The organism is Flavobacterium laiguense, assembly GCF_003097655.1.
Lineage (GTDB): Bacteria > Bacteroidota > Bacteroidia > Flavobacteriales > Flavobacteriaceae > Flavobacterium > Flavobacterium laiguense.
The window spans coordinates 231,765-254,640 of record NZ_QCZH01000003.1; the positions used below are offsets into that span (position 1 = coordinate 231,765).

The window sequence follows — 22,876 nt, forward strand, 5'->3', positions numbered from 1 at the left end:
CTTTAAAGAATGTTCTATATTCTATTTTACAAAACCCTAATTCATTTTAAGGGTTTTGTTTTACAACTCCATTTTGGTCTATCATATATAACAAAGCAGCCATAGTTCCAGCACCAAGTTCTAATTCTCTTTTATCAATAGCATCAAATTTATCATTTGCCGCATGATGGTAATCAAAATAACGCTGTGAATCTGGCTTTAAACCTGCTTTTACAAGTGTTTGCCCCGTTAATGGCCCGATGTCTGATCCTGCATGTCCTTTTACAAAACTATGAATTAAATAAGGTTCAAATACATTTTTCCAACCTGCTATTTTAGTAAAATTTGCATCGTCGCATTCTAAAAAAAATCCTCTAGGAGTAAATCCTCCTGCATCACTTTCTAAAGCAAAAATGTGATTTTCTTTATTAGCCAAAGACAGTTCTTCGTATTTGCTTCCGCCTCTTAAACCGTTTTCTTCATTCATAAAAAGAACAACACGAAGCGTATTTTTGGGTTTGTACTTTATAGTGTTAAAAATATTCATCACCTCCATACTTTGTACCACTCCCGCACCATCATCATGAGAACCATCAGCTAAATCCCATGAATCCAGATGTCCACCAACAACCATTATATTTTCAGGATGTTCACTCCCTTTTATTTCCCCCACCACATTGTAGGACAATACATCTTCAAATTGCTTGCAACTTTGCTTAAAATAAAACTTCAATTTTGGATTACTTTTTAAAGTCTTGCTTAATAATTCGGCTCCATTAGTACTAATTGCTGCTGTTGGAATGTATTGCGCTTTTGGAATATCACCATAACTTTGACTTCCTGTATGCGGAAAGTCATCTAATCGCAAACTCAAAGAGCGAACGATAGTGGCAACTGCTCCCATTTTTGAAGCTTCTTTGGCTCCTGCATATCTTTGTTCATTCGCTCCCGAATAAGCATCAAAAGACTCAATTTCAGCATTATCCATTGGGCGATTGTAAAAAACAATCTTCCCTTTTATTTTATCAACACCCAAAGCTTTCATTTCTTCAAAACTGTGAACCTCGATTACTTCGGCAGTTAAACCATTTTTTGGTGTGGCAATTGAACCACCCAAAGCACAAATTGGCACTTTTATTTTAGTTGAATTATCTTGAATATAGGCTGTTTCTTTTTCGCCACGAACCCATTTAGGCACCATTACTTCTTGTAAATATACTTTATCAAAACCCAATGTTTCCATTTGCTGTTTGGTATATTGAACTGCTTTTTCGGCACCAACTGAACCGGACAATCTAGATCCTACCTCATTAGAAAGATGATCTAGCCATGAATAACATTTAGAATTCGTAAGTGCAGATTTATAAATTTCCTTAAAAACTTGCTCGTCTTTGGTTTGGGCAAATACAGCAACACTATTTATAAAAAGTAGGGAAAGCAATAGATTCTTTTTCATTTTTGATTTAGTCTAAAATTAATTTTGGTTTATTGGTGCTGCAATTTCGGCATTCTAGAATAAAATCAAAGTTAAAATCAAAAAAAAATCCTGCTCACTTTTAAATGTTTGCAGGATTTTATTGAATCTTAATTATAATCATTACTTAATCGGCTCAAAACTAATGGCCGTTCCTCCGCCTGGAGCCAAAACCAAATTTATTTTTGATTTACTGGTTACCTCAACTGTTTTTATTTTGTACGCCATTGGGTTGTTTTTCCAATCGGCATCTTTGGCGTCTTCATAAATAATCGCTTTATACTTTTGTCCTTTAGTAAGAAAATCTAATTTTATTTCAGATTTTCTGGCATTTTCATCTGTGATTGCCCCTAGAAACCACGATTCCTTTCCTTTTGTTTTTCTCGCAATAGTTACATAATCCCCAGGTTCTGCTTCCAGAATTTTAGTATCATCCCAATCTAAAGCCACATCTTTTATAAATTGAAAAGCATCCGCACGTTTTTCATAATTCTCTAGTAAATCGGCGGCCATTTGCAATGGAGAATACATCGTTACGTACAATGCCAATTGTTTGGTCAGTGTAGTATGAACTTGTTCTTTTTTACTTTTGTCATAATAGCTCATTTTAATTTCAAAGATTCCCGGTGTGTAATCCATTGGTCCTCCTAAAAGTCTGGTAAACGGCAATATTGTTTCGTGACTTGGCGGATTCCCAACACTCCAAGCGTTGAATTCATTACCACGAGCTGCTTCGGCAGCTATGTAATTTGGATATGTGCGACTGTAACCCGTAGGTCGGGAAGATTCGTGTGAATTGATCATTATTTTATAATCGGCAGCACGTCTTGCCACAAAGTTGAAGTGATTTACCATCGTTTGTCCATCATGGAATTCGCCACGAGGAATAATCTTTCCAACATAACCTGATTTAACAGCTGGATAATCATACTTCTTCATCAAATCGAAAGCACGATCCAAATGGCGTTCGTAATTGGCCACAGACCCTGATGTTTCATGATGCATGATCATTTTTACGTTTTTTTCTTTGGCATAAGCCGCAACTTCGGCAATATTGAAGTCTGCATAAGGGGTTGTAAAATCAAAGACTTCTTCTTTCCAATTTCCAAACCAATCTTCCCAACCTGTATTCCATCCTTCTACCAAAACGCCATCAAAACCATTTTTAGCCGCAAAATCAATGTATCTTTTGGTATTTTCTGTAGTTGCTCCATGCGGTTTTTTACCTGCGCTTTTTTGGGAAGCATCTTGTGTTCCGCTTAAATCCCAAGTTGATTTCCCTACGTGCATTTCCCACCAAATTCCAACATATTTTGTTGGTTTTATATAAGAGACATCTTCTATTTCACAAGGTTCGTTTAAGTTTAAAATCATTTGCGAACCCACAATATCTCTGGCATCATCACTAATCATAATCGTTCTCCAAGGTGATACGCAAGGGGTTTGCAAATAGGCTTTATCTCCTATGGCATTAGGAACCAATTGGGAAGATAATTTAAAATTAGCAACATTTAAGTTCAAATGCATCACAGGATAATTGACAACCGCAGCTTCAAAAATATTAACATATAAACCTGTTGGTGATTTCATCATTAATGGTGATTGAACCGCATATTTACTAGGAATTGATTTTACTCCAATTCCGTTATTTAAATCCAATTTAGAATTGTCAATTTCAGAAAGTTTGGTTTCATTATATACATATTCATTACTGTCAAAATCGCCCGGAATCCAAAACGCTTTGTAATCCTCCGTTAAATTAAACTGGGACACTTCATCCGAAATAATGAAATAATTTAGATTTTCTTGCTGTGGAAAATCATATCTGAAAGCCACTCCTTCATCGTACACTTTAAAAATGATATTCATTTTTACATTTGTTTCCTTTTGTTTTAAAGAAATCGTAAGCTCGTTATATTGATTTAGGATATTGGCTTTTTGACCTAAAACGGGCTTCCATGACTCATTAAAAGTCGTTACTTTTGAAGATAGGATTTCAAAATTAGCATCTAGGGCTTGTTTTTCTTTGAGTTTAATACCCAAAGTACTTTCTAGAATAACGGGTTTACCATTATAATTTGCCGTATAAGATACTTGGCCATTTCCTACTAACTTAAAATTGAGTTCGATTTTTTTGGAAGGAGATTGTACGCTCTGTGCATGGAGTAATCCCGCCGCAAAAACGAAAAAAATAGAAAATAAATATTTCATGTGGTTATTTATTAATTTATTAAATCAAAACTAATTATTAATCTAATACCATTTTATTTAAAGAAAACTACAACCTTGTAGTTGTAACAAATTGTTATTAATTTTAAGAATTAACTTAATAAAAACCTAACATAAGCTGCTGTTTTTAAACAAAACTTCCTCTGACTGCATAAAAAAAGCTCCTCAAAAAGGAGCTTCAACAAAATAATTCTTGTTTAATTCAAAAGCAAATTGTAAACCTGATTCGCAATTTCTATTTCTTCATTTGTCGGAATAACCAGAATCTTAGTTTTTGAACTTGGAGTATTTATCTCTCTCATTTCTTTGGAACGAATTTCATTTTTGGCTTGATCCAATTCTAAACCAAAATAATCCATATCGGTACACACTAATTTTCTGATGTAGGATGAATTCTCTCCAATTCCTGCTGTAAATACAATAGCGTCCAAACCGTTCAAAACAGCGGTATAAGAACCTATAAATTTCTTAATTCGATACGCATTCATAGCCAACGCCAACTGACAATCAGCATTTCCTTTTTCGGCATTGGATTCAATATCTCTTAAGTCGCTATATCCGGTAAGACCCAGCATTCCACTTTGTTTTTGCAACATTGTATTGACTTCATCTACTGTATATCCTAATGTTTTAACTAAGTAAAAAATTACCGATTGATCCACATCTCCACAACGAGTACCCATAATCAATCCATTCATAGGACCAAATCCAAGAGTGTGATCGATACTTTTCCCGTCCTTTATGGCAGTCATACTACAGCCATTTCCTAAATGTATGGTAATTATTTTTGAAGTATCCTCAACTCCATTGGCTTTCAAAAATTGAATAGCATTTTCCGAAACGTATTTATGACTGGTTCCATGAAAACCATAAACACGTACTTTATTCTCGGTTAAAAGAAAATTGGGCACGGCATATTTATGAGCCACAACAGGTATTGTTTGATGAAAAGCAGTATCAAAAACAGCTATTTGCCTGGCATCTGCAAAAATCTCTTCGGCCACAATTATACCTTCCAAATTGGCTGGATTATGCAATGGTGCCAATTCAATAAGTTGTTTGATTTTTGCTTTTATCTCTTCATTTATAATAACAGTATTAGAAAAAGCACTACCACCGTGTACTACACGATGCCCAACAGCTTGGATCTCTTTGGTACTTTTGATTACCCCTATTTTTTCATCCATTAACAATTGGGCAATTTTTTTTAGCCCAATTTTATGATTGGCAATAGGTAATGATTCCTCAATCTTAACCGAATCGGTCACATAACTTAAATTTGAACTTTCTAAACCTATTCTATCGATCATACCGCTGCAAATAACTTCGTTTACTGGCATATCAATCAATTGATATTTTATGGATGAACTTCCCGAATTTATTATTACTATTTTCATTTATTTAGTGAATATACTTTTATGTTTCTTTTCTAATTTTTCTACTATAAACCTTAAACCCAAATTGCGCAATAGCTCACAGATTTTACTGATCAAACGGATTTACACGGATTTTTTATCGCTGATTCAAAATGCCATATAAAAAATAAGGATCTGTGACAATCAGTAGAATCCGTAAATTCAGTGGGCAATTTATCCAGTCAAAAGCAAAGTGCCATGATTCTAATGCGGATTCTGGGTTAAACCATTAAACTTTTAAACTAACAAACTATCCTATAATCCCTGTGCCTGTATCGCAGTAATCACAACTGTATTAATGATATCATCGACAGTACAACCACGGCTCAAGTCATTTACGGGTTTATTCAAGCCTTGCAACATTGGTCCAATGGCTAAGGCTCCCGTTTCTCTTTGAACCGCTTTGTAGGTATTATTTCCAGTATTCAAATCAGGAAAAATCAATACACTGGCATGACCTGCTACTTCAGAATTTGGCATTTTACTTTGTCCTACTTCCAAATCAACTGCGGCATCGTATTGTATAGGTCCTTCAATTTTAAGGTCAGGGCGTTTTTGTTTCACTATTTCGGTTGCAGCTCGCACTTTATCCACTTCATCTCCTTTTCCTGACGAACCCGAAGAATAGGAAAGCATAGCGACTTTTGGCTCTATTCCAAATGCTAAACTTGAATCGGCTGATGATATGGCAATTTCTGCCAATTGTTCTGCGGTAGGATTAGGATTGATAGCACAATCTCCGAAAACAGAAACCCTATCCTCTAAACACATAAAAAACACAGATGACACAACAGAGCAGTTGGGTTTGGTTTTAATAAACTGCAAAGCGGGCAAAATGGTATGTTGAGTAGTATGTGCCGCTCCCGAAACCATTCCGTCAGCATGACCTTTGTACACCATCATGGTTCCAAAATAAGAGACATCTTCCATTAGATCTTTGGCCATCCCTAGCGTTACGTTTTTGGCTTTTCGTAATTCATAATAGGTATTCACATAATCATCATAATTCCCGGAATCTATTGGACTAATAATAGGCACTTTAGAAAAATCGAAATCCAAACCTAATTCAGCTACTTTATTTTCGATCTGTTTTTTATTTCCGATAATAGATATATCGACCACATCCATCGCTTGCAAACGAGCGGCAGCTATGATAATTCTTTCATCGCTTCCTTCTGGTAAAACAATATGTTTTCGATGTTCTTTGGCTCTTTTTACTAAGTTGTATTGAAACATTTTAGGAGTCATTCCTTCTGCTTCAAAAGCGTTAAATTTATTGGTTAACGCATCTAAATCAACGTACTTATCGAACGTATTTATTGAAGTTTCAATTTTTTGCAAATTACCAGCATATATTTTTGATTTTATACTCCCGATTGTATTTGCGATATGATAAGTCCCTCCTTCGACCGTAATAATTGGCACCACAGAGGAAAGTCCTTCAATTAGTTTCAATATACTATTCTCTGGTGTTATATTTCCCGTTAATACAATTCCTGAAACTGAAGGATAATTGGCCGATTCATTGGCCTGTAATGCTCCAAGAATAATATCTGCTCGGTCTCCCGGAGTGATGATAAGACCATTTTCTTTTAGATGCAACAAATAGTTACACAATTGCATTGCACCAATGCTATAGCTCCCTATTTGATTGTTTAAATATCCATGTCCAAATAATATTTTAGCATCCAATGCTTCAACAATTTCTTGTATCGTTGGATTATTCAAACTAGGAATTAAAGGGATAGAATTGATAAGAATCGATTCTGGTAAATTTTTCTGTAATCCTGTCGTTACCAATTCCAAATTTTGGGGCTGCACTTTATTGGCTATTACGGCCAATACTTCTACCTCTTTTAATTTAAATGAATTATAAGCTAAATTTAAACTATCTATTAATTCCTCTAAAGTTTTCCTCACTCCTGAGCCTAGAATAATGGTAGGTATTCCGAGGTTTTTTGCGATAAGCACATTCATATCCAGTTCGATAACAGTCCCTTCTCCTGAAAAACTGGTTCCTTCAACCAAAACAAAATCAAAGCGTTCCTCTAATTTTTTGAATTTTTCAATAATTAAATCGACTACCTCCCCTAACTTTCCTTTATTTTTTTTCTTGATTAGCTTACTTTTTGTGATAGCATAAGCGTCTTCATATTCAATATCTAAACCAAAATGCGAAATTACCATATCGATATGGGTATCCTTTTCCCCCTCTTCTACATCCTCTATTATCGGTCTAAAATACCCCACTTTGGCAGTTTTACCCAAAAGAGTTCTCATTAAACCCAAAGTAATTATTGTTTTGCCACAATTTTCATCTATAGTTGCAATATATATAGCTTTATTCATTTTTATACTTTTAAAAATTTAATCACTTATGGACTCTATACAAAAATACCTCTTTAATTATTTTTTAAATATGACTTAAATCAGTTTTGAAAAATAAACTTCATTTTATCTTTCTATAAAATTGAAGTCCGATTAAATTCAAAGCCAAAATTTATTTTGTGTTATTTTCTCGCAAAGACGCAAAGACGCAAAGTCTAGCGTTATTTTCTTTGCGTCTTTGCGCCTTTGCGAGAAATTTTAAAAATCTAGCGTGCTATTAGTCTATCTTTTAAAAGTAACTCAAATACAACACATAATAGAATACTTTAAAATCTTAGTCGACAACTATCCTTCAATAAAATCAAAACCACCTTCTCCTTTTAAAATAAAAAACCATCCCAATTACTACTAAAAACATAAAACCCATTACCAAAAAATATCCATTGTGATATCGCAATTCGGGCATATTATCAAAATTCATTCCGTAAATACCCACTATAAAAGTAAGCGGAATAAATATCACCGAAATAATTGTCAGCGTTTTCATAATCTCATTCATCTTATGCGTTTGTGCCGCAAAAAAGAAATTGGAAGCACTTTCCAAGGATCCCATATCCGATTCTATTTGTTCCAAAAGCTCCAAGCATTTTTGATGCAAACGAGTAAAAAAAATAAAATTATCCGATTCAATTTCATTAAACACATCATCCTCTTTTATGCTTTTGATGTCATATAAAGAATCCCGAAGCGGAATGATAGAACGTTTCAAGAAATTAAAATTATCCCTATGACTTTCAATTTTTTCCAAAGTAATGGGATCGGCACTATTTTTGGTGAAATCTATCAATTCTTCTATTTTATTCTCTTCGTTTTCAAGCGTGATATAAAAATTCCCTATAATGGAATCCAACAGAATATACAATAGATAATCGGGCTTCTTGGTACGTACAATTCCAGAATTGGTTCGAATCCGTTCCCGTATGTGGGTAAAAAAATCACTTCTTTTTTCCTGAAAAGAAATCAACATTCCTTTTTTTAACAAAAAACTTATCTGCTCTACCCTTATATCATCTGAGTTTTCTGCAGGCAACATCGATTTTATATTAAAAAACAAAACGTCTTTTTCCTCTTCAAGTTTGGTTCTTTTGGTGGTATTTAAAATATCGGCCAACATAAAATTGTCTATATTAAAATGTACCGCTACTTCTTTAAGCAAATCAATATCGCTCAATCCGTGAATATTTAACCAATTTATTTTAGTTAAATCAATATGCTTTTCCAAGCTATCAATAGTTCCATTTTCATATTCATTCACCGTACAATCATCATAAACAAACAATTGCATTTCAATCTCTTTGTTTCTGTGCAAACCAGTATATTCGAGACTATAAGGCTGTAATCGTTTCCCTTTCTTGTATTTGATCTTTCTCATAAAATAATTTGTACAGTAATATTACGAAAAATTTATTATTTTAGACCTGTCGGGTTTTAAAAACCCGACAGGTCTAAAATAATAAATTTAAAATATGCAAATAATCGAACTCTTAGAATCTGGAAATTATTATCACATCTATAACCGTGGTAACAATAGCGAAACTGTTTTCAAAGAAATCAGAAACTATGAACATTTTCTAAATTTATACAACACTCATATAAATCCCATTGCCGATACTTATGCTTGGTGCTTGATGAAAAACCATTTCCATCTATTGGTACGAATCAAAACTATTGAGGAAATAGTCTTCCTTCAAGAATCTAAAGAATCTCCCATAACAAAGAAAATCATTTCACCACATCAGTCTTTTGGTAATTTGTTCAATGCCTATTCCAAAGCAATAAATAAAGGATATGATCGACATGGAGCTCTTTTTGAGAGGCCTTTCAAAAGAAAATTGATTGATAATGACACGTATTTACAGAACGTCATAAAATACATACACTACAATCCTGTAAAGCATGGTATATGTGACCATCCCATAGAATATCCTTGGAGTTCCTATCTGACATGTGTCTCTGACAAGCCTACCAAATTGAGAAGGAATGAAGTGATTTCTATTTTTGATAATTTAGAAAACTTCAAACAGGTTCATAATCAGAATGAGGATTTTTCTAGTTTAGAGAAATCCTTAAATTTATAATGTTTTTTTCATTTTTAAACCTGTCGGGTTTAAAAATGAAAAAACCGAGTCATTTCTAACTCGGTTTTACTATAAAATTGTAAAAAGACGCGATAAATCGCGTCTCTACGAGAAATAATTATTTTACTTCTTCGAATTCAACGTCTTCAACATTGTCTCCTTGCGATTGAGCTTGTGGCTCAGCAGCTTGTTGACCTTGTTCTCCTTGAGCGTACATTGCTTCTGTAGCTGTTTTCCAAGCTGCATTGATATTGTCCAACGCCGTTTGAATAGCAGGAAGGTCTTGAGATTGGTGAGCCATTCTCAATTCAGTTAATGCATATTCTACAGCAACTTTATGATCATCAGACAATTTAGCTCCAATTTCTTTCAATTGAGTTTCAGTTTGGAAGATCATTCCGTCTGCTTCGTTCAATTTCTCAGCTCTTTCTCTTGCAATTTTATCAGATGCAGCGTTAACTTCAGCATCTTGAACCATTTTCGCAATTTCTTCTTTAGTTAATCCTGAAGAAGCCTCGATACGAATATCATGAGATTTTCCAGTTCCTTTGTCAGTTGCAGATACTTTGATGATACCATTAGCATCAATATCAAAAGCAACCTCAATTTGTGGAACCCCTCTTGGAGCTGGTGGAATACCATCTAAATTGAAACGACCGATAGTTTTGTTGTCAACAGCCATTGCTCTAGCTCCTTGCAAAACGTGTAGTTCAACAGTTGGCTGAGAATCGGCAGCAGTAGAGAAAACTTGTGCTTTTTTAGTTGGAATAGTCGTATTCGCTTCGATAAGAATAGTCATAAGACCACCCATAGTTTCGATACCTAAAGATAAAGGAGTTACATCAAGTAACAATACATCTTTTACATCTCCAGAAAGAACTCCACCTTGAATAGCCGCTCCAATTGCAACAACTTCATCAGGGTTTACTCCTTTAGACGCTTTTTTACCACCAAAGAATTTTTCAACTTCGTCTACGATTCTTGGCATACGAGTAGAACCTCCTACAAGGATAACTTCGTCAATATCAGAGATTTTTAAATTTGCATCTTTCAACGCTTGAGCAACAGGTGCCATAGAACGTTTTACCAATGCGTCAGTTAATTTCTCAAATTGAGCTCTTGATAATTTTTTTACTAAGTGTTTTGGTCCTGAAGGAGTCGCAGTTACGTAAGGTAAGTTGATTTCAGTTTCAGTAGAAGATGACAATTCAATCTTAGCTTTCTCAGCAGCTTCTTTCAAACGTTGCAATGACATTGGGTCAAGACGCAAGTCGATACCTTCTTCAGCTAAAAATTCATTCGCTAACCAGTCAATAATTTCATGGTCAAAATCATCTCCTCCTAAGTGAGTATCACCGTTAGTTGACAATACTTCGAAAACTCCGTCTCCTAATTCAAGAACAGAAATATCAAAAGTACCTCCACCTAAATCGTAAACAGCGATTTTTTGGTCTTTATCTTTTTTATCCAAACCATAAGCCAAAGCTGCAGCAGTAGGTTCGTTGATGATACGCATTACTTTAAGACCTGCAATTTCACCAGCTTCTATTGTAGCTTGACGTTGAGCATCGTTAAAGTAAGCCGGAACAGTGATAACCGCTTCTGTAACAGTTTGACCTAAATAGTCTTCAGCTGTTTTTTTCATTTTTTGAAGTGTCATAGCTGACAATTCTTGAGCAGAATACAAACGACCATCAATGTTTACACGTGGTGTATTGTTATCTCCTTTTTCTATAGAATAAGAAACTCTTTTCGCTTCGTCTTTTGTTCCATCAAAAGTTTGACCCATAAAACGTTTGATAGAAGCAATAGTCTTAGTTGGATTAGTTACCGCTTGTCTTTTTGCAGGATCTCCTACTTTAATTTCTCCACCTTCAACAAAAGCGATGATAGATGGTGTTGTTCTTTTTCCTTCAGCATTAGGGATTACTACTGCTTCATTACCTTCCATTACAGAAACACAAGAGTTTGTTGTACCTAAATCAATTCCGATTATTTTACCCATTTTAAATATATTTAATTTTATTGTATACTTGTTTTAACGACTCGAAGACTCTAAGGCAATCTTTGTGCCAATACAAAAAACCGAGTAAATTGTCAGTTTCCACTATAATTGGCACAAAATAATATGACAAACTGACATTTTAAGGGTGTCATTTTAGATTTTAGATTGCAATTTTGGTATAGAATGGCTACTTTTAAACCTTAAAAACAAGACCTTTTGAACAAGACCTTACAAAAAACCATAAGCTTTTTTCGATGGACAGTAGCTACTGTGATAATTTTGTTGTTGCTGTTGCTAATTCTTGTTCACATTCCCAGCGTTCAAAATTTCACTAAAGAAAAAGTGGTCAGCTATTTGCAGGATAAAATTCAAACCAAAGTTTCTATTGACTCCCTTTCCTTTGGAATCACAAAAAAGATAATACTCAAAGGCGTTTATTTTCAAGACCAAAAAAAGGACACCTTATTATCTGCCGAAAAACTGGCTGTTGACATTAGTTTATTGCAATTGCTAAATAATAAAATCGAAATCAATTCCGTTGAGTTGGAAGGAACAACTGTAACTATAAAGAAGGACAAAAATGCTGATTTTAATTTTGATTACATTATTAAAGCTTTCGATACAGGAAAAAAACCAAAAGATGACAGTAAGCCAATGGTGCTTTCTCTAGAAGAAATAGACCTTAACCGCATTCATTTAAAATATACCGATGCAATAGCCCAAAATGATATTTCCTTTGGATTAAAACATTTGGAAACCCATATAACAAACTTCGATTTGGAGCAAATGAACTTCGAAATTCCAAAAATAAAGGTGAATGGGTTACAATTGAAAATCAAACAAGGAATACCGAAAAACTTAGTTAAAACTAATAAAGCTACTTCGAAAAGTTCAACAACACCTGATTTGAGACTAAAATTGGGTGAAATTGATCTATCAAAATTACTTATTGATTATACCGACGAAAATTCGAAAGTGGCCTCTTCCCTTTCGATGAAAAAACTCCATGTGAAATTCAATGCCATTAATCTAAACAGTCATTTTATAGCTATAGAAAATCTTGATTTGAGTGACACTGAAGGCGCCTTGACTTTGGGGGAAATAGCAAAAAAAACAGCCAAAAAAACAGCGGTGGCCAGCACACCAAACAATTGGGAAGTAAAAATAAACAAAACCGATATCAAAGAAGTCAATTTTAAATTTGATAACAACAATGTAGTTCAGTTGACAAAAGGAATGGATTACAATCATTTGAAAATAGAACATTTCAATCTAAATGCCGAAACTCTAAATTACACTCCAGAATCTACTGCTGTCACTGTTCTTTCACTATCAGCAAAAGAACAAAGCGGTTTGAATATTCAATCGTTAAAAACTGATTTCTTTTATGGTCAGAAAGTGACGTTCCTTAAAAATTTGTATTTAAAAACACCACATACTTTAATCAAAGACAAACTTGTTTTAGAATATCCTTCCATTGCATCAATTACAAATAATCCCGGAGAATTAAATATTAAGGCATCTTTAAAACAAAGTAGATTGGGATTCAAAGATATATTGCTTTTTGCCCCAACTTTAACCAACAGCAATCCGTTCAAGAGTAATCCCAATGCAATATTGCTGATCAACAGTACCATTTCGGGTAAACTAAAAAATATTGAAATCCCCAATTTAGAAGTCAGCGGATTGGGAAAGACAAAGATTCACGCCAGTGGAAAAATTGTCGGTTTACCTGACATGAAGAAAGCCCGTTTCGATATAATAGTAAAAGAATTTAAATCAAGTTCAAAAGATATCAATTCGTTTGTGCCAAAAGGGACGATTCCAAATTCGATTGTGCTGCCTTCCCAATTAAGTGCCAATGGGACTTTCAAAGGAACGCTAACGAACTTTTACACCAATATAAATCTATTGAGTAGTTTAGGTAATGCCAAAGTCAAAGCCTCTTTTGATCAATCTAGAAAAAATAAGGAGAAATATGACGCTCAAGCTGAATTGACCAATTTTGATTTGGGCAAGTTTATAAAAAATGATTCTGTTGGAAAAATCACTTTAAAAGCAACGATAAAAGGAACTGGATTGAATCCTAAAACAGCCATTGCCCATTTTAATGGATCTATCCAAAAAGCCTCTTTCAACAAATACACCTATCAAAATCTAAACTTAAAAGGAAAACTAAACAAAGGGAATTTTAATCTTGACGCTGACGCAAAAGATCCTAATTTAACTTTTAACTTAGACAGCCATGGCGGTTTTGGCGACAAATACCCAAAAGCAAGCATCAAATTGAACGTGGATATTGCTGATCTTGAAAAATTGAATCTTCACGCCGGGCCTCTGAAATTGAGAGGTGAAATGGCAGCCGATATTCAAACGGCCGATATTGATTATCCAAACGGAAAAGTGTTATTTTCGAATATAAAGGTCGAAAATGAGAAAGAATCTTTTACCATAGATTCCATCCAAGTTGTGGCAAATACGACAGTAGAAAAAAACGAAATAAAGCTGACTTCCCCATTTTTGGATGCCGAAATAAACGGTCATTACCAACTCTCCAAATTAGCCGCAGCTTTATCACATTCTGTTGCATCTTATTATAACATTACTCCGACTACACTAAAAGAAAAAGTAGCAAATCAGCAATTGAATGTCAAACTTGAGGTAAAAAACAGCCTTCTGTTTTCGAAATTTATTCCTGAACTCAAAAGCGTAGATCCTTTTACCATAAATGGTCGTTATAATTCAGAGAACGATTCTATTGTTATAAATGGAACGATTCCGAAAATAGTTTATGGCAATAATACAATCAGTAATATCATTCTAAAAGTGGATACCCAAGACAATGCCTTGGTTTATAATCTTGACATTGATGATATCGAAAGTCCAAATTACAAATTGCCTTACACCTCCTTAACCGGAAAAGTAAAAGACAATACGATTGATTATCATTTGTTATTAAAAGACCTCAATGACAAAGACCGCTATAGCATTGCGGGAACGCTAAAAACAGCAAAAGGCAACTCAGAATTCAGTTTGAATCCCGAAAATCTATTGCTAAACTACGAAAATTGGAAAATAACGGACGATAATTTAATCCGTTTAGGCAAAGATGGAATTTACGCCCATGATTTCGAATTGAACCATAAAGGAAATAACCTAAAATTACAATCCGAATCTGAAGCTCCAAACGCGCCTTTGTCCATAGATTTTGAAAATTTCGAAATCGAAACGGTTTCAAATATGCTAGGACAACGCAATTTGCAGATGGGCGGAAAAATTAATGGAAACGCTTTATTGAAAGACCTGAACAAGAAACCGGTATTTACCTCTGATCTAACAATTGAAGATTTTAGTTTTAGAAAGGATACTTTAGGCACCATTTCCATAAAAGTCAACAATCAAATTGCCAATCAATATGATGCCTCGGTTTCGATTACAGGCCAAGGCAATCAAGTGAATTTGACGGGTAATTATAAAACCTTGGACAGCAGTCTTGACATGAATCTCATCGTTGAAAAGCTAAACATGAAAAGCATTCAAGGTTTTTCGATGAATCATTTAACGGAAAGTACCGGTTTTCTTAATGGAACCTTTTCAATTTCTGGAAATATGAGCCAACCCAAAATCGTTGGGGAACTGAAATTTAATGATGTTGGTTTCAAAGCAAAAGAACTAAATGCCAGATTTAAATCCATCAACGATAAAATTGAATTTACAAACAATACTATTGTTTTCAATCGTTTCACCATTAAAGACGAAAAAGACAACGATCTTGTGATTAACGGAATCATTGACAGTAAAAATTTCAGCAATTTTGGATTTGATTTAACCGTTGATGCAGATAATTTTACGGCGATGAATTCAAAAGCTAAGGATAATGATTTGTATTATGGCGAATTGTTTTTGGACAATCATTTAAAAATAAAAGGTGATTTTGATAATCCTATAGTGGAAGGGAATATCAAAGTAAACAAAGACACCAAATTAACGGTTGTCATGCCACAATCGGATCCGTCGATTGCCAGTCGAGAGGGAATTGTTGAATTTATCGATCAAGACCAAATTCAAATTACCAAAACCATTAGCGCAGATGAATCCGAAATAAAATCGACTATAAAAGGCATCGATGCATCGGTAAATATAGAGATCGACAAAGATGCCGAATTCTTTATCATTATAGACAAATCAAATGGCGACTATGCCCGATTTAAAGGGAAAGCCCTTTTAAATGGAGGAATCGACCCATCTGGAAAAACTACCTTAACCGGAAAATTTGAATTTAATGAAGGGGCTTACGAAATGACATTTAGCGCCATTAAACGAAAATTTGACATCAAAAAAGGAAGTTATATTCAATGGAACGGCAAACCAACATCTGCCGATATCAACATTACCGCAATTTATAAAACAAAAACCGCCCCGATTGATTTGTTGCAAAACCAATTGGCAAGTTCTACGGATCAAGTAAAAAATACTTTTAAGGAAAAAATACCTTTTGAAACCGAATTAATAATAAAAGGTGAATTAATGAAACCCGATATTACTTTTGACATTATTTTACCCGTAGATAAGAGTAATATCCCGTCTGATGTTATCAATTTAACGCAAAAAAGACTGACAGAATTACGACAAGATCCAAATGAATTGAATAAGCAGGTTTTATCATTGTTGCTAATGAATCGCTTTATAGGCGAAGATCCTTTTAGTACGGAAGCAGGTGGAACTTCCGTATCGGCTATGGCAAAATCGAGTGCGAGTCAAATCCTGACGAATCAAATGAACGATCTGACCAAGGATTTAATCCAAGGGGTTGAACTTAATTTTGATCTAAATTCGACCGAAGTCTATTACAGTGGCCAAAAAGAAGAGAAAACAGATTTGAATGTAGGGGTTTCCAAAAAATTATTAGATGACAGACTAAAAGTTACCGTAGGCAGCAGTTTTGGATTGGAAGGGCCTCAACAGCCCAATCAACAATCCAATAACTTCGCTGGTGATGTAACATTGGATTATCAACTTTCGAAAGATGGAAAATACAAATTAAAGGTCTATCGCGTCAATAAATACCAAGTAGCGCTACAGGGAGAAGTTATGGAAACAGGTGTAGGTTTTACCATTACCATGGATTACAACCATTTTAAGGAACTGTTTCAAAAAAATGATGACAAAAAAACAAAGTTGAAAGTCCAAAAAGAAAAAACGGATGAATAAGACCTATTTATTATATTTCCTTATTTCGACACTAATCATTTCCTCCTGCAGCAACCTTAAATACTTGCAGGAAGGCGAAATGCTTTATACAGGTGCTAAATTAAAAATAATAGGAAAAGATAGCGTTACAAAAGAATCTAGACAGTTAAAAACAGCATTAGAAAAACTCTTGCGTCCAAAACCCAATACTGCCATTCTGGGTATGAGACCCAGTTTGTACATCTATAATCTTGTAGGACCCGTAAAAAAAGAGAAAGGAATTAAACATTGGCTAAAAACACAAATTGGTGAGCCACCTGTTTTGGCAAGTCAACTCGATTTGAATCACAACAAAGATGTGCTGCAAAATTACTCCGAAAACAATGGATATTTCAATGCAACAACCAAGGCAGACACAATTGGTAAAGGAAAAACAGTTAGCGCCATTTATACCCTAAAACCAGGAAAACAATATACTATTAGAACGGTTAAATTCCCCACCGATTCTTCGGCACTTTCAACTATCATTCGAAACACGATCCCTAAAAGTTTGTTAAAAATAAATGAGGGATACAATTTGGACAAAATAAAAGAGGAACGCATAAGGATTAACAATTTCCTCAAGGAAAAAGGTTTCTATTACTTTGACCCAGATTATTTAAAAATACAAGTAGACAGTACCGTTTCGGATCATCAAGTAGATCTTATTGTGAAAGTAAAAAGCGATGCACCCCTATTGTCAAAAAATCAATATAAAATAAATAATATTATTGTTTATCCCAATTTTACAATTACACCCGATACGACAAAGGCAACAATTGATACTGTTATAAAACACCATGATTTTACGATTCATGATTCTGAAAAACTTTTTAAACCCGAAATTTTCGATCAGACTTTGACTTTCAAAAAAGGAGATTTATACAATAGAACGGATCATAACTTGGCCCTGAAAAATTTAGAGAACTTAGGCGTTTATAAATTTGTAAAAAACAAATTCGTGGTAGCAGATACCATTGGTAACTATTTAGACACTTACTACTATCTAACGCCATTGACAAAAAAATCAATACGATTGGAACTCTTGGCCAAAACCAATTCGGCCAATTACAATGGAACCGAACTGAATCTAAACTGGAGTAATAGAAATGCTTTTGGAGGTGCCGAATTATTGAATATCTCCATTTATGGAGGTTTCGAAGTACAAGTTTCTGGACAAAACACAGGTTACAATGTATATACAGCAGGTACCGAAGCCAATTTGTTGTGGCCAAAGATTTTATCTCCTTTCCAAATAAAACCTTTTAGTGGGTTTATGGCTAAAACAAAGGTAACTGCAGGATACGAATACCAAAACAGAACGCAATTGTATTCCCTACAAACCGGGAAAGCTAATTTTGGCTATTTATGGAAATCCAATGAACGAAAAGAACACCGATTAAACATCGCTGAAATTACTTTTGCAAGACCCAAAGACGTTACGGCATTGTACCAAGAACAAGTAGATCTCAATCCCTCCCTAGGGCATGTAGTGGAGAAACAGTTGGTTTTCGGTCCATCATATTCTTATATATACAGTAATAACGTAAAAAAAAATAAGAGGAACACCATATATTACAAAGGATCAATCAACCTTTCTGGCAATCTTGCAGGTTTACTTACTTCGGCAGATATAAAGAAGAAAGATACGGTTGAAGTATTTGGTGTTCCTTTTAGCCAATTTATTCGATTAGAAAATGAATTTAAGCATTATTTGAAATTAGGAAAAGAATCCCAACTCGCCAGTAGAATCATTGTCGGAACTGGATTTGCTTATGGAAATTCAAATGAAATGCCTTATATCTCGCAATTTTTCATCGGGGGAACAAACAGTATCAGAGCGTTTAAAGCGCGTTCTATTGGTCCCGGAACCTACTACGATTCTGCAATAAATACAGATTCCTATACCGAAGACCAATCTGGGGATATCAAATTAGAATTGAATACCGAATACCGAACCAAAATATACAGAATGGTAAAGGGAGCCTTATTTGTTGATGCCGGAAATATATGGTTGCTAAATGACAATCCGTACAAACCGGGTTCCAAATTCACCTCCGATTTCATGAACGAATTGGCAGTGGGAGTTGGTGCCGGATTGCGTTTTGATTTATCTGTTTTAGTCTTTAGAACCGATTTGGCTTTTCCTATCCGAAAACCGTATTTACCCGATGGGAATCGCTGGGTAATTGACTCCATTGATTTTGGAAGTGGAAGTTGGAGAAACGACAATTTGATTTTCAATCTTGCTATTGGGTATCCTTTTTAAAAGCGCAAAAAAACATTCCTTCCAACTCATAAATAATATCTTTACCTTCAAACTAACTCAATCAAAAAGTGGATCAATTCAAATCTTTTTTACAGAATATTGCACCTATAACCGATACCGAATTTGAGGAAGCGCAAATTTATTTCAAAGAACTCAAGCTAAAAAAAGGAGATTGCTTTATAGAGCAAGGTAAAGTTTGTAAACACATTGCTTTTATTAAAAAAGGAACCTTAAAAACCTTTTATAATAACGACAAATCTTCAGAAACAACTTCATGCTTTTGTGTAGAGAATAATTTTACAACCTCTTACAAAAGTTTTATTTTGCAAACCCCTTCTGCTCAAACTATTCAAGCTATTGAAGAAACAGAACTATTAGTCATTGACTTTGAAAGTTTACAAAAATTATATGCCAAAAGTATCCCTTGGCAAAACATAGGAAGAGCTTTTACCGAAAGAGAATATTTAGTAATGGAACAATACGCCTCAACTCTTAACAACGAAACTGCCAAAGAAAAGTATTTGAGATTATTAAAAGAACAACCTACCATTATACAAAAAGCGGCTATCAAAGACATCGCTTCCTATCTTGGGGTTACCACTAGAACTTTAAGCAGAATTAGGCAGGAAATCATAAAATGATTTTAAGGACATATGTCCTTTTTATAAAAGTGAAATCTCTATAATTTCGCAGTGACTTTTAAACCTAAACTCACTTTGCATTATGGAAATCGCTTTTGTCATTTTATCTATTTTATTAGTATTATTTGCTTTGCTAGCTTTATATGATGGATTTTATCTTCACATTTTTAAATACCAATTGCAAAATCAAGTTCAAAGTAAAAACGAACATCTTACTCACACCATAAGAGCCGTTTTATTTCCAGCAATAGTATATTTCTTGTTTCTAAAACAAGACTGTGTCATTAGTTTCTATTTAGGATTGGCATTTGTATTGATTGATTTGACTGTATTAGGTATAGATGCTTATATGGAAAAAGACAGCCGTGCTTTTATGGGTGGTCTACCTCGTTGGGAGTATATTTTACATCTCTTTGTAAATGGATTCCATTTTGCCTCTATAGCCGTTTTTATATCTTTAAAATTACAACTTAATAAAGAGGGAATAACCATAATACCAAATTTCTATAGTTATCAAAATTTTTATATTTTCAAATTGATTGCGCTCAATATTCTACCAGGTGCCATTTTAATTGGATTAATACATATTCTGGTAATTATTCCCAAAACAGCGGTTGTTTGGAACAAATGGAGAGAAAAAATAAGTTGTTGCTGAAAATTAAATTACAACTCCATTCTTAATTTTTATATTTAAATCTAAAAAGGCTACCAATTAGAGACAGCCTTTTATATAGAATAAGTTTAAATTTAATAAACCAACTTGAATCCCACGAAAAACAGCATTATTGCAATGGCATTTCTAAGAAATAAATCGGGTACTTTTCCACTCAACATACTACCCATATAGATGCCTGGAAGAGACCCTATCAACAACTGTCCTAGCAAAGCTAAATCTAAATTCCCCATTGTAGCGTGCCCTAATCCTGCAACAAGCGTAAGCGGTACGGCATGGGCGATTTCGGTCCCTACCAATCGAGGTGTTGGCAAAAGAGGATAAAGAAAAAAGAGGGTAACCGTCCCTAAGGCTCCAGCTCCAATCGAGGTAAGAGTTACAGTCACTCCCAATAGAACCCCAATGGCAACTGTTAGGAAATTTTGGGTTTTACTTTCATTATGAAATTTATCTCCTGCGTGTCTTTGCGAAAACACCAAGAGTTTCTTTTTAAATATAATGGCAACCGAGGTAAAAAGTAGTGCCCAACCCAAACTAAACTTTATAATAGCATTCAAAACGGTAATATCTGTATGCAAACTATGAAGTGTCCATAATGTCAGCAAAGCCGCAGGAATGCTCCCAAGAGAGAGCCAACCTGTTATACTCCAATTGATATTCTTCTTTTTGTTATGGACATATACACCACCTGCTTTGGTAATGGCTGCATACAACAAATCGGTACCCACAGCCGTGGTGGGAGGAATCCCAAACCACAATAAAATAGGAGTCATCAAAGAACCTCCTCCTACTCCTGTCATACCAACAATAAAACCGACTACTAAACCTGCAACAACTAATCCTACTAAATCCATAGACATTATATTATTTTTGACAAAAATAGATAAAACAATATGATTTCCAAACGATTTAATCAAAAAAAAAAAATATTGCTACCATTCAATAAACTTATTTAGATGCTAAGTTTCAATTTTTTTTTAATATGAATATGCCCTTTTCTTAACTCTTTATTAGGGGCAATACCAAACATACACCATAAACATTGACCTTATTACAAAAAAAGGTTTAAAAAGGTTTAATTCTTCTTTAATAAAAAAGGTCAAAAATTAAAGTTAGTCGAATGAACGGTTTAATTTTTGCTTTTTAAAAGTGATTTTATATGGTCGATTTCAGCCTCTAAGTCCCCTACACGGTCATATAATACTGTTGGGTCGGGTAATTCAAAAGAGAGATGCATTTTTACAGCCCAGACTTCTTTTATATGATATGTCTCTAGAGATATATTAGGATACTCCTTTCTATTATCTGATTTCAAATATAAATTGTCGTATTTTTTTAAACGGTTTAAGACACGTTTAACTAGGATACCGTCATTGCTGACAATCACGTATATACGGTTGTCTTTTATATCTTTAATCCAATTCTCTACCCATTCACCAACCACGTAAGACCCGTCGTTTAATGTTGGATACATAGAATGACCTGATACTTGAAACATTCTAAAAGTACCGTTCTGAATATTTGGCAAACTAAAGGTTGGTAATGTCTGTACAAACTGAGGATCTCCATAACCTAATAAATAACCCGCTGCAGCTTTAGCGGGTACCAATACTACATTATCCTTCCCGCTTTCATTTACAGTAACAATCTTTGGCATTTTACTGTATAAAGGAGAACTAACCTCTTTTAATAAAAGTGATACATTTTCTTTACTTTTCGTTTCTTCCGAAAATGTGACAGTTTTTGTGACATTTTCAAACTGTGACATATCCTTTATATTTGGTTTTAGCATTTCGCCTTCTCCTAAAACAAACCAAATAGGATTTAAGTCTATATAAGAATGTAGAATTTTCTCTATAGTATCTGAATTCAAACCAGCTGAATTCTTAATTGCTTTTCCAATTAAACCTACAGATAAGCCTGCATCAACAGTAATATTGTTAGGGTTTAACCCTTTGCATTCCATGTATTTACATAGCCTATGTGTAATTTTTTCTATACTCATATTGAAATAAGTCTATATTTTTATTAATTGGTATTGAAAAATATCTATATTTGTATCACTCTAACGCCACAAAGGTATATAAAAAAATAAGATATGAGCATATTAATTGAACAAGCTAGAAAATTTCAAACGTGGGAACTGCTTCATAGTATGACTGGTAAGAGTAAATCATACTGTAAAAAGGTAGTGTTAAACCAACGCAATCAGGATACAATTGCAGCTAAAGATATTATGCAAAAGTTCGCAGAATTGGAAAAAATGCTAATCAACTAGTCTAGCAAATGCAACTGTTACCCCAAGACATCATAATTCGTAATTATAAAGACGGCGAAACCTTATGGGTTTCGCAACGCTTAGTATTACAAATTTGTCAAGTAACAGAAGAATACTTAAGAACCCGTGCTAGAGCACTATTGCAAATTCCGGTGATATTGACCACCCAATTCCAATTTAAAGTGAGCACCTGATTCCAATTCAAAATGACCACCTAA

General features: G+C 34.2%; 14 protein-coding genes. 6 read left to right on the forward strand and 8 right to left on the reverse strand.

The window, feature by feature from the left end; translation table 11 throughout:
* Nucleotides 1-46 precede the first annotated feature (46 nt).
* The 5 genes from DB891_RS05165 to corA form a co-directional block, all read right to left on the reverse strand.
* Nucleotides 47-1,435 (reverse strand): M28 family peptidase, encoded by a 1,389-nt coding sequence (locus DB891_RS05165; RefSeq protein ID WP_116761260.1) that lies wholly within the window; start codon nt 1,433-1,435, stop codon nt 47-49.
* 141 nt (nt 1,436-1,576) lie between these two features.
* Complete coding sequence (locus DB891_RS05170) at nt 1,577-3,664, reverse strand: glycoside hydrolase family 97 protein (RefSeq protein WP_116761262.1); 2,088 nt, start codon at nt 3,662-3,664, stop codon at nt 1,577-1,579.
* A gap of 215 nt (nt 3,665-3,879) precedes the next feature.
* On the reverse strand, nt 3,880-5,079 hold the full coding sequence (locus DB891_RS05175) for an acetate/propionate family kinase (RefSeq protein ID WP_116761264.1): 1,200 nt from the start codon (nt 5,077-5,079) through the stop codon (nt 3,880-3,882).
* 273 nt (nt 5,080-5,352) lie between these two features.
* Entirely contained in the window at nt 5,353-7,446 is a 2,094-nt protein-coding gene (gene pta / locus DB891_RS05180) for a phosphate acetyltransferase (RefSeq protein ID WP_116761266.1), read from the reverse strand.
* Nucleotides 7,447-7,786: 340 nt separating this feature from the next.
* Nucleotides 7,787-8,857 carry a magnesium/cobalt transporter CorA gene (gene corA / locus DB891_RS05185; RefSeq protein ID WP_116761268.1) on the reverse strand — a complete coding sequence of 357 codons (1,071 nt, stop codon included), beginning with the start codon at nt 8,855-8,857 and terminating at the stop codon, nt 7,787-7,789.
* A gap of 94 nt (nt 8,858-8,951) precedes the next feature.
* Here corA and DB891_RS05190 point away from each other — a divergent pair, with 94 nt between their 5' ends.
* A complete protein-coding gene (locus tag DB891_RS05190; protein ID WP_116761270.1) occupies nt 8,952-9,563 on the forward strand; it encodes a transposase in 612 nt (203 codons plus the stop codon).
* Nucleotides 9,564-9,681: 118 nt separating this feature from the next.
* Here DB891_RS05190 and dnaK read toward each other — a convergent pair whose 3' ends face one another.
* Nucleotides 9,682-11,568 (reverse strand): molecular chaperone DnaK, encoded by a 1,887-nt coding sequence (gene dnaK / locus DB891_RS05195; protein ID WP_116761273.1) that lies wholly within the window; start codon nt 11,566-11,568, stop codon nt 9,682-9,684.
* 216 nt (nt 11,569-11,784) lie between these two features.
* Between dnaK and DB891_RS05200 the strand changes: the two genes are divergently transcribed.
* The 4 genes from DB891_RS05200 to DB891_RS05215 all read left to right on the forward strand — a co-directional run bounded on the left by DB891_RS05200 (nt 11,785) and on the right by DB891_RS05215 (nt 20,362).
* Nucleotides 11,785-16,779, forward strand: coding sequence for a translocation/assembly module TamB domain-containing protein (locus tag DB891_RS05200; RefSeq protein WP_116761275.1), 4,995 nt, complete (start codon nt 11,785-11,787; stop codon nt 16,777-16,779).
* The gene (gene tamL, locus DB891_RS05205) at nt 16,772-19,066 is read left to right on the forward strand and encodes a translocation and assembly module lipoprotein TamL (RefSeq protein WP_116761276.1); all 2,295 of its coding nucleotides are present in this window, start codon (nt 16,772-16,774) and stop codon (nt 19,064-19,066) included. The genes DB891_RS05200 and tamL overlap by 8 nt, the downstream gene beginning before the upstream one ends.
* Before the next feature lie 68 nt (nt 19,067-19,134).
* Nucleotides 19,135-19,707, forward strand: coding sequence for a Crp/Fnr family transcriptional regulator (locus DB891_RS05210; protein ID WP_116761278.1), 573 nt, complete (start codon nt 19,135-19,137; stop codon nt 19,705-19,707).
* An 82-nt stretch (nt 19,708-19,789) separates the two neighbouring features.
* Nucleotides 19,790-20,362, forward strand: a complete 573-nt coding sequence (locus tag DB891_RS05215) for a hypothetical protein (RefSeq protein WP_116761280.1) — start codon at nt 19,790-19,792, stop codon at nt 20,360-20,362.
* A 92-nt stretch (nt 20,363-20,454) separates the two neighbouring features.
* Here DB891_RS05215 and DB891_RS05220 read toward each other — a convergent pair whose 3' ends face one another.
* Together DB891_RS05220 and DB891_RS05225 are read right to left on the reverse strand one after the other, a co-directional pair.
* Complete coding sequence (locus DB891_RS05220; RefSeq protein WP_116761282.1) at nt 20,455-21,234, reverse strand: sulfite exporter TauE/SafE family protein; 780 nt, start codon at nt 21,232-21,234, stop codon at nt 20,455-20,457.
* Nucleotides 21,235-21,509: 275 nt separating this feature from the next.
* Nucleotides 21,510-22,346, reverse strand: a complete 837-nt coding sequence (locus DB891_RS05225) for a S24 family peptidase (RefSeq protein WP_189337100.1) — start codon at nt 22,344-22,346, stop codon at nt 21,510-21,512.
* A 132-nt stretch (nt 22,347-22,478) separates the two neighbouring features.
* On the opposite strand from DB891_RS05225, the gene DB891_RS05230 reads away from it, so the two are divergent.
* Complete coding sequence (locus tag DB891_RS05230) at nt 22,479-22,658, forward strand: hypothetical protein (RefSeq protein ID WP_116761286.1); 180 nt, start codon at nt 22,479-22,481, stop codon at nt 22,656-22,658.
* The last annotated feature ends 218 nt before the right edge of the window (nt 22,659-22,876 follow it).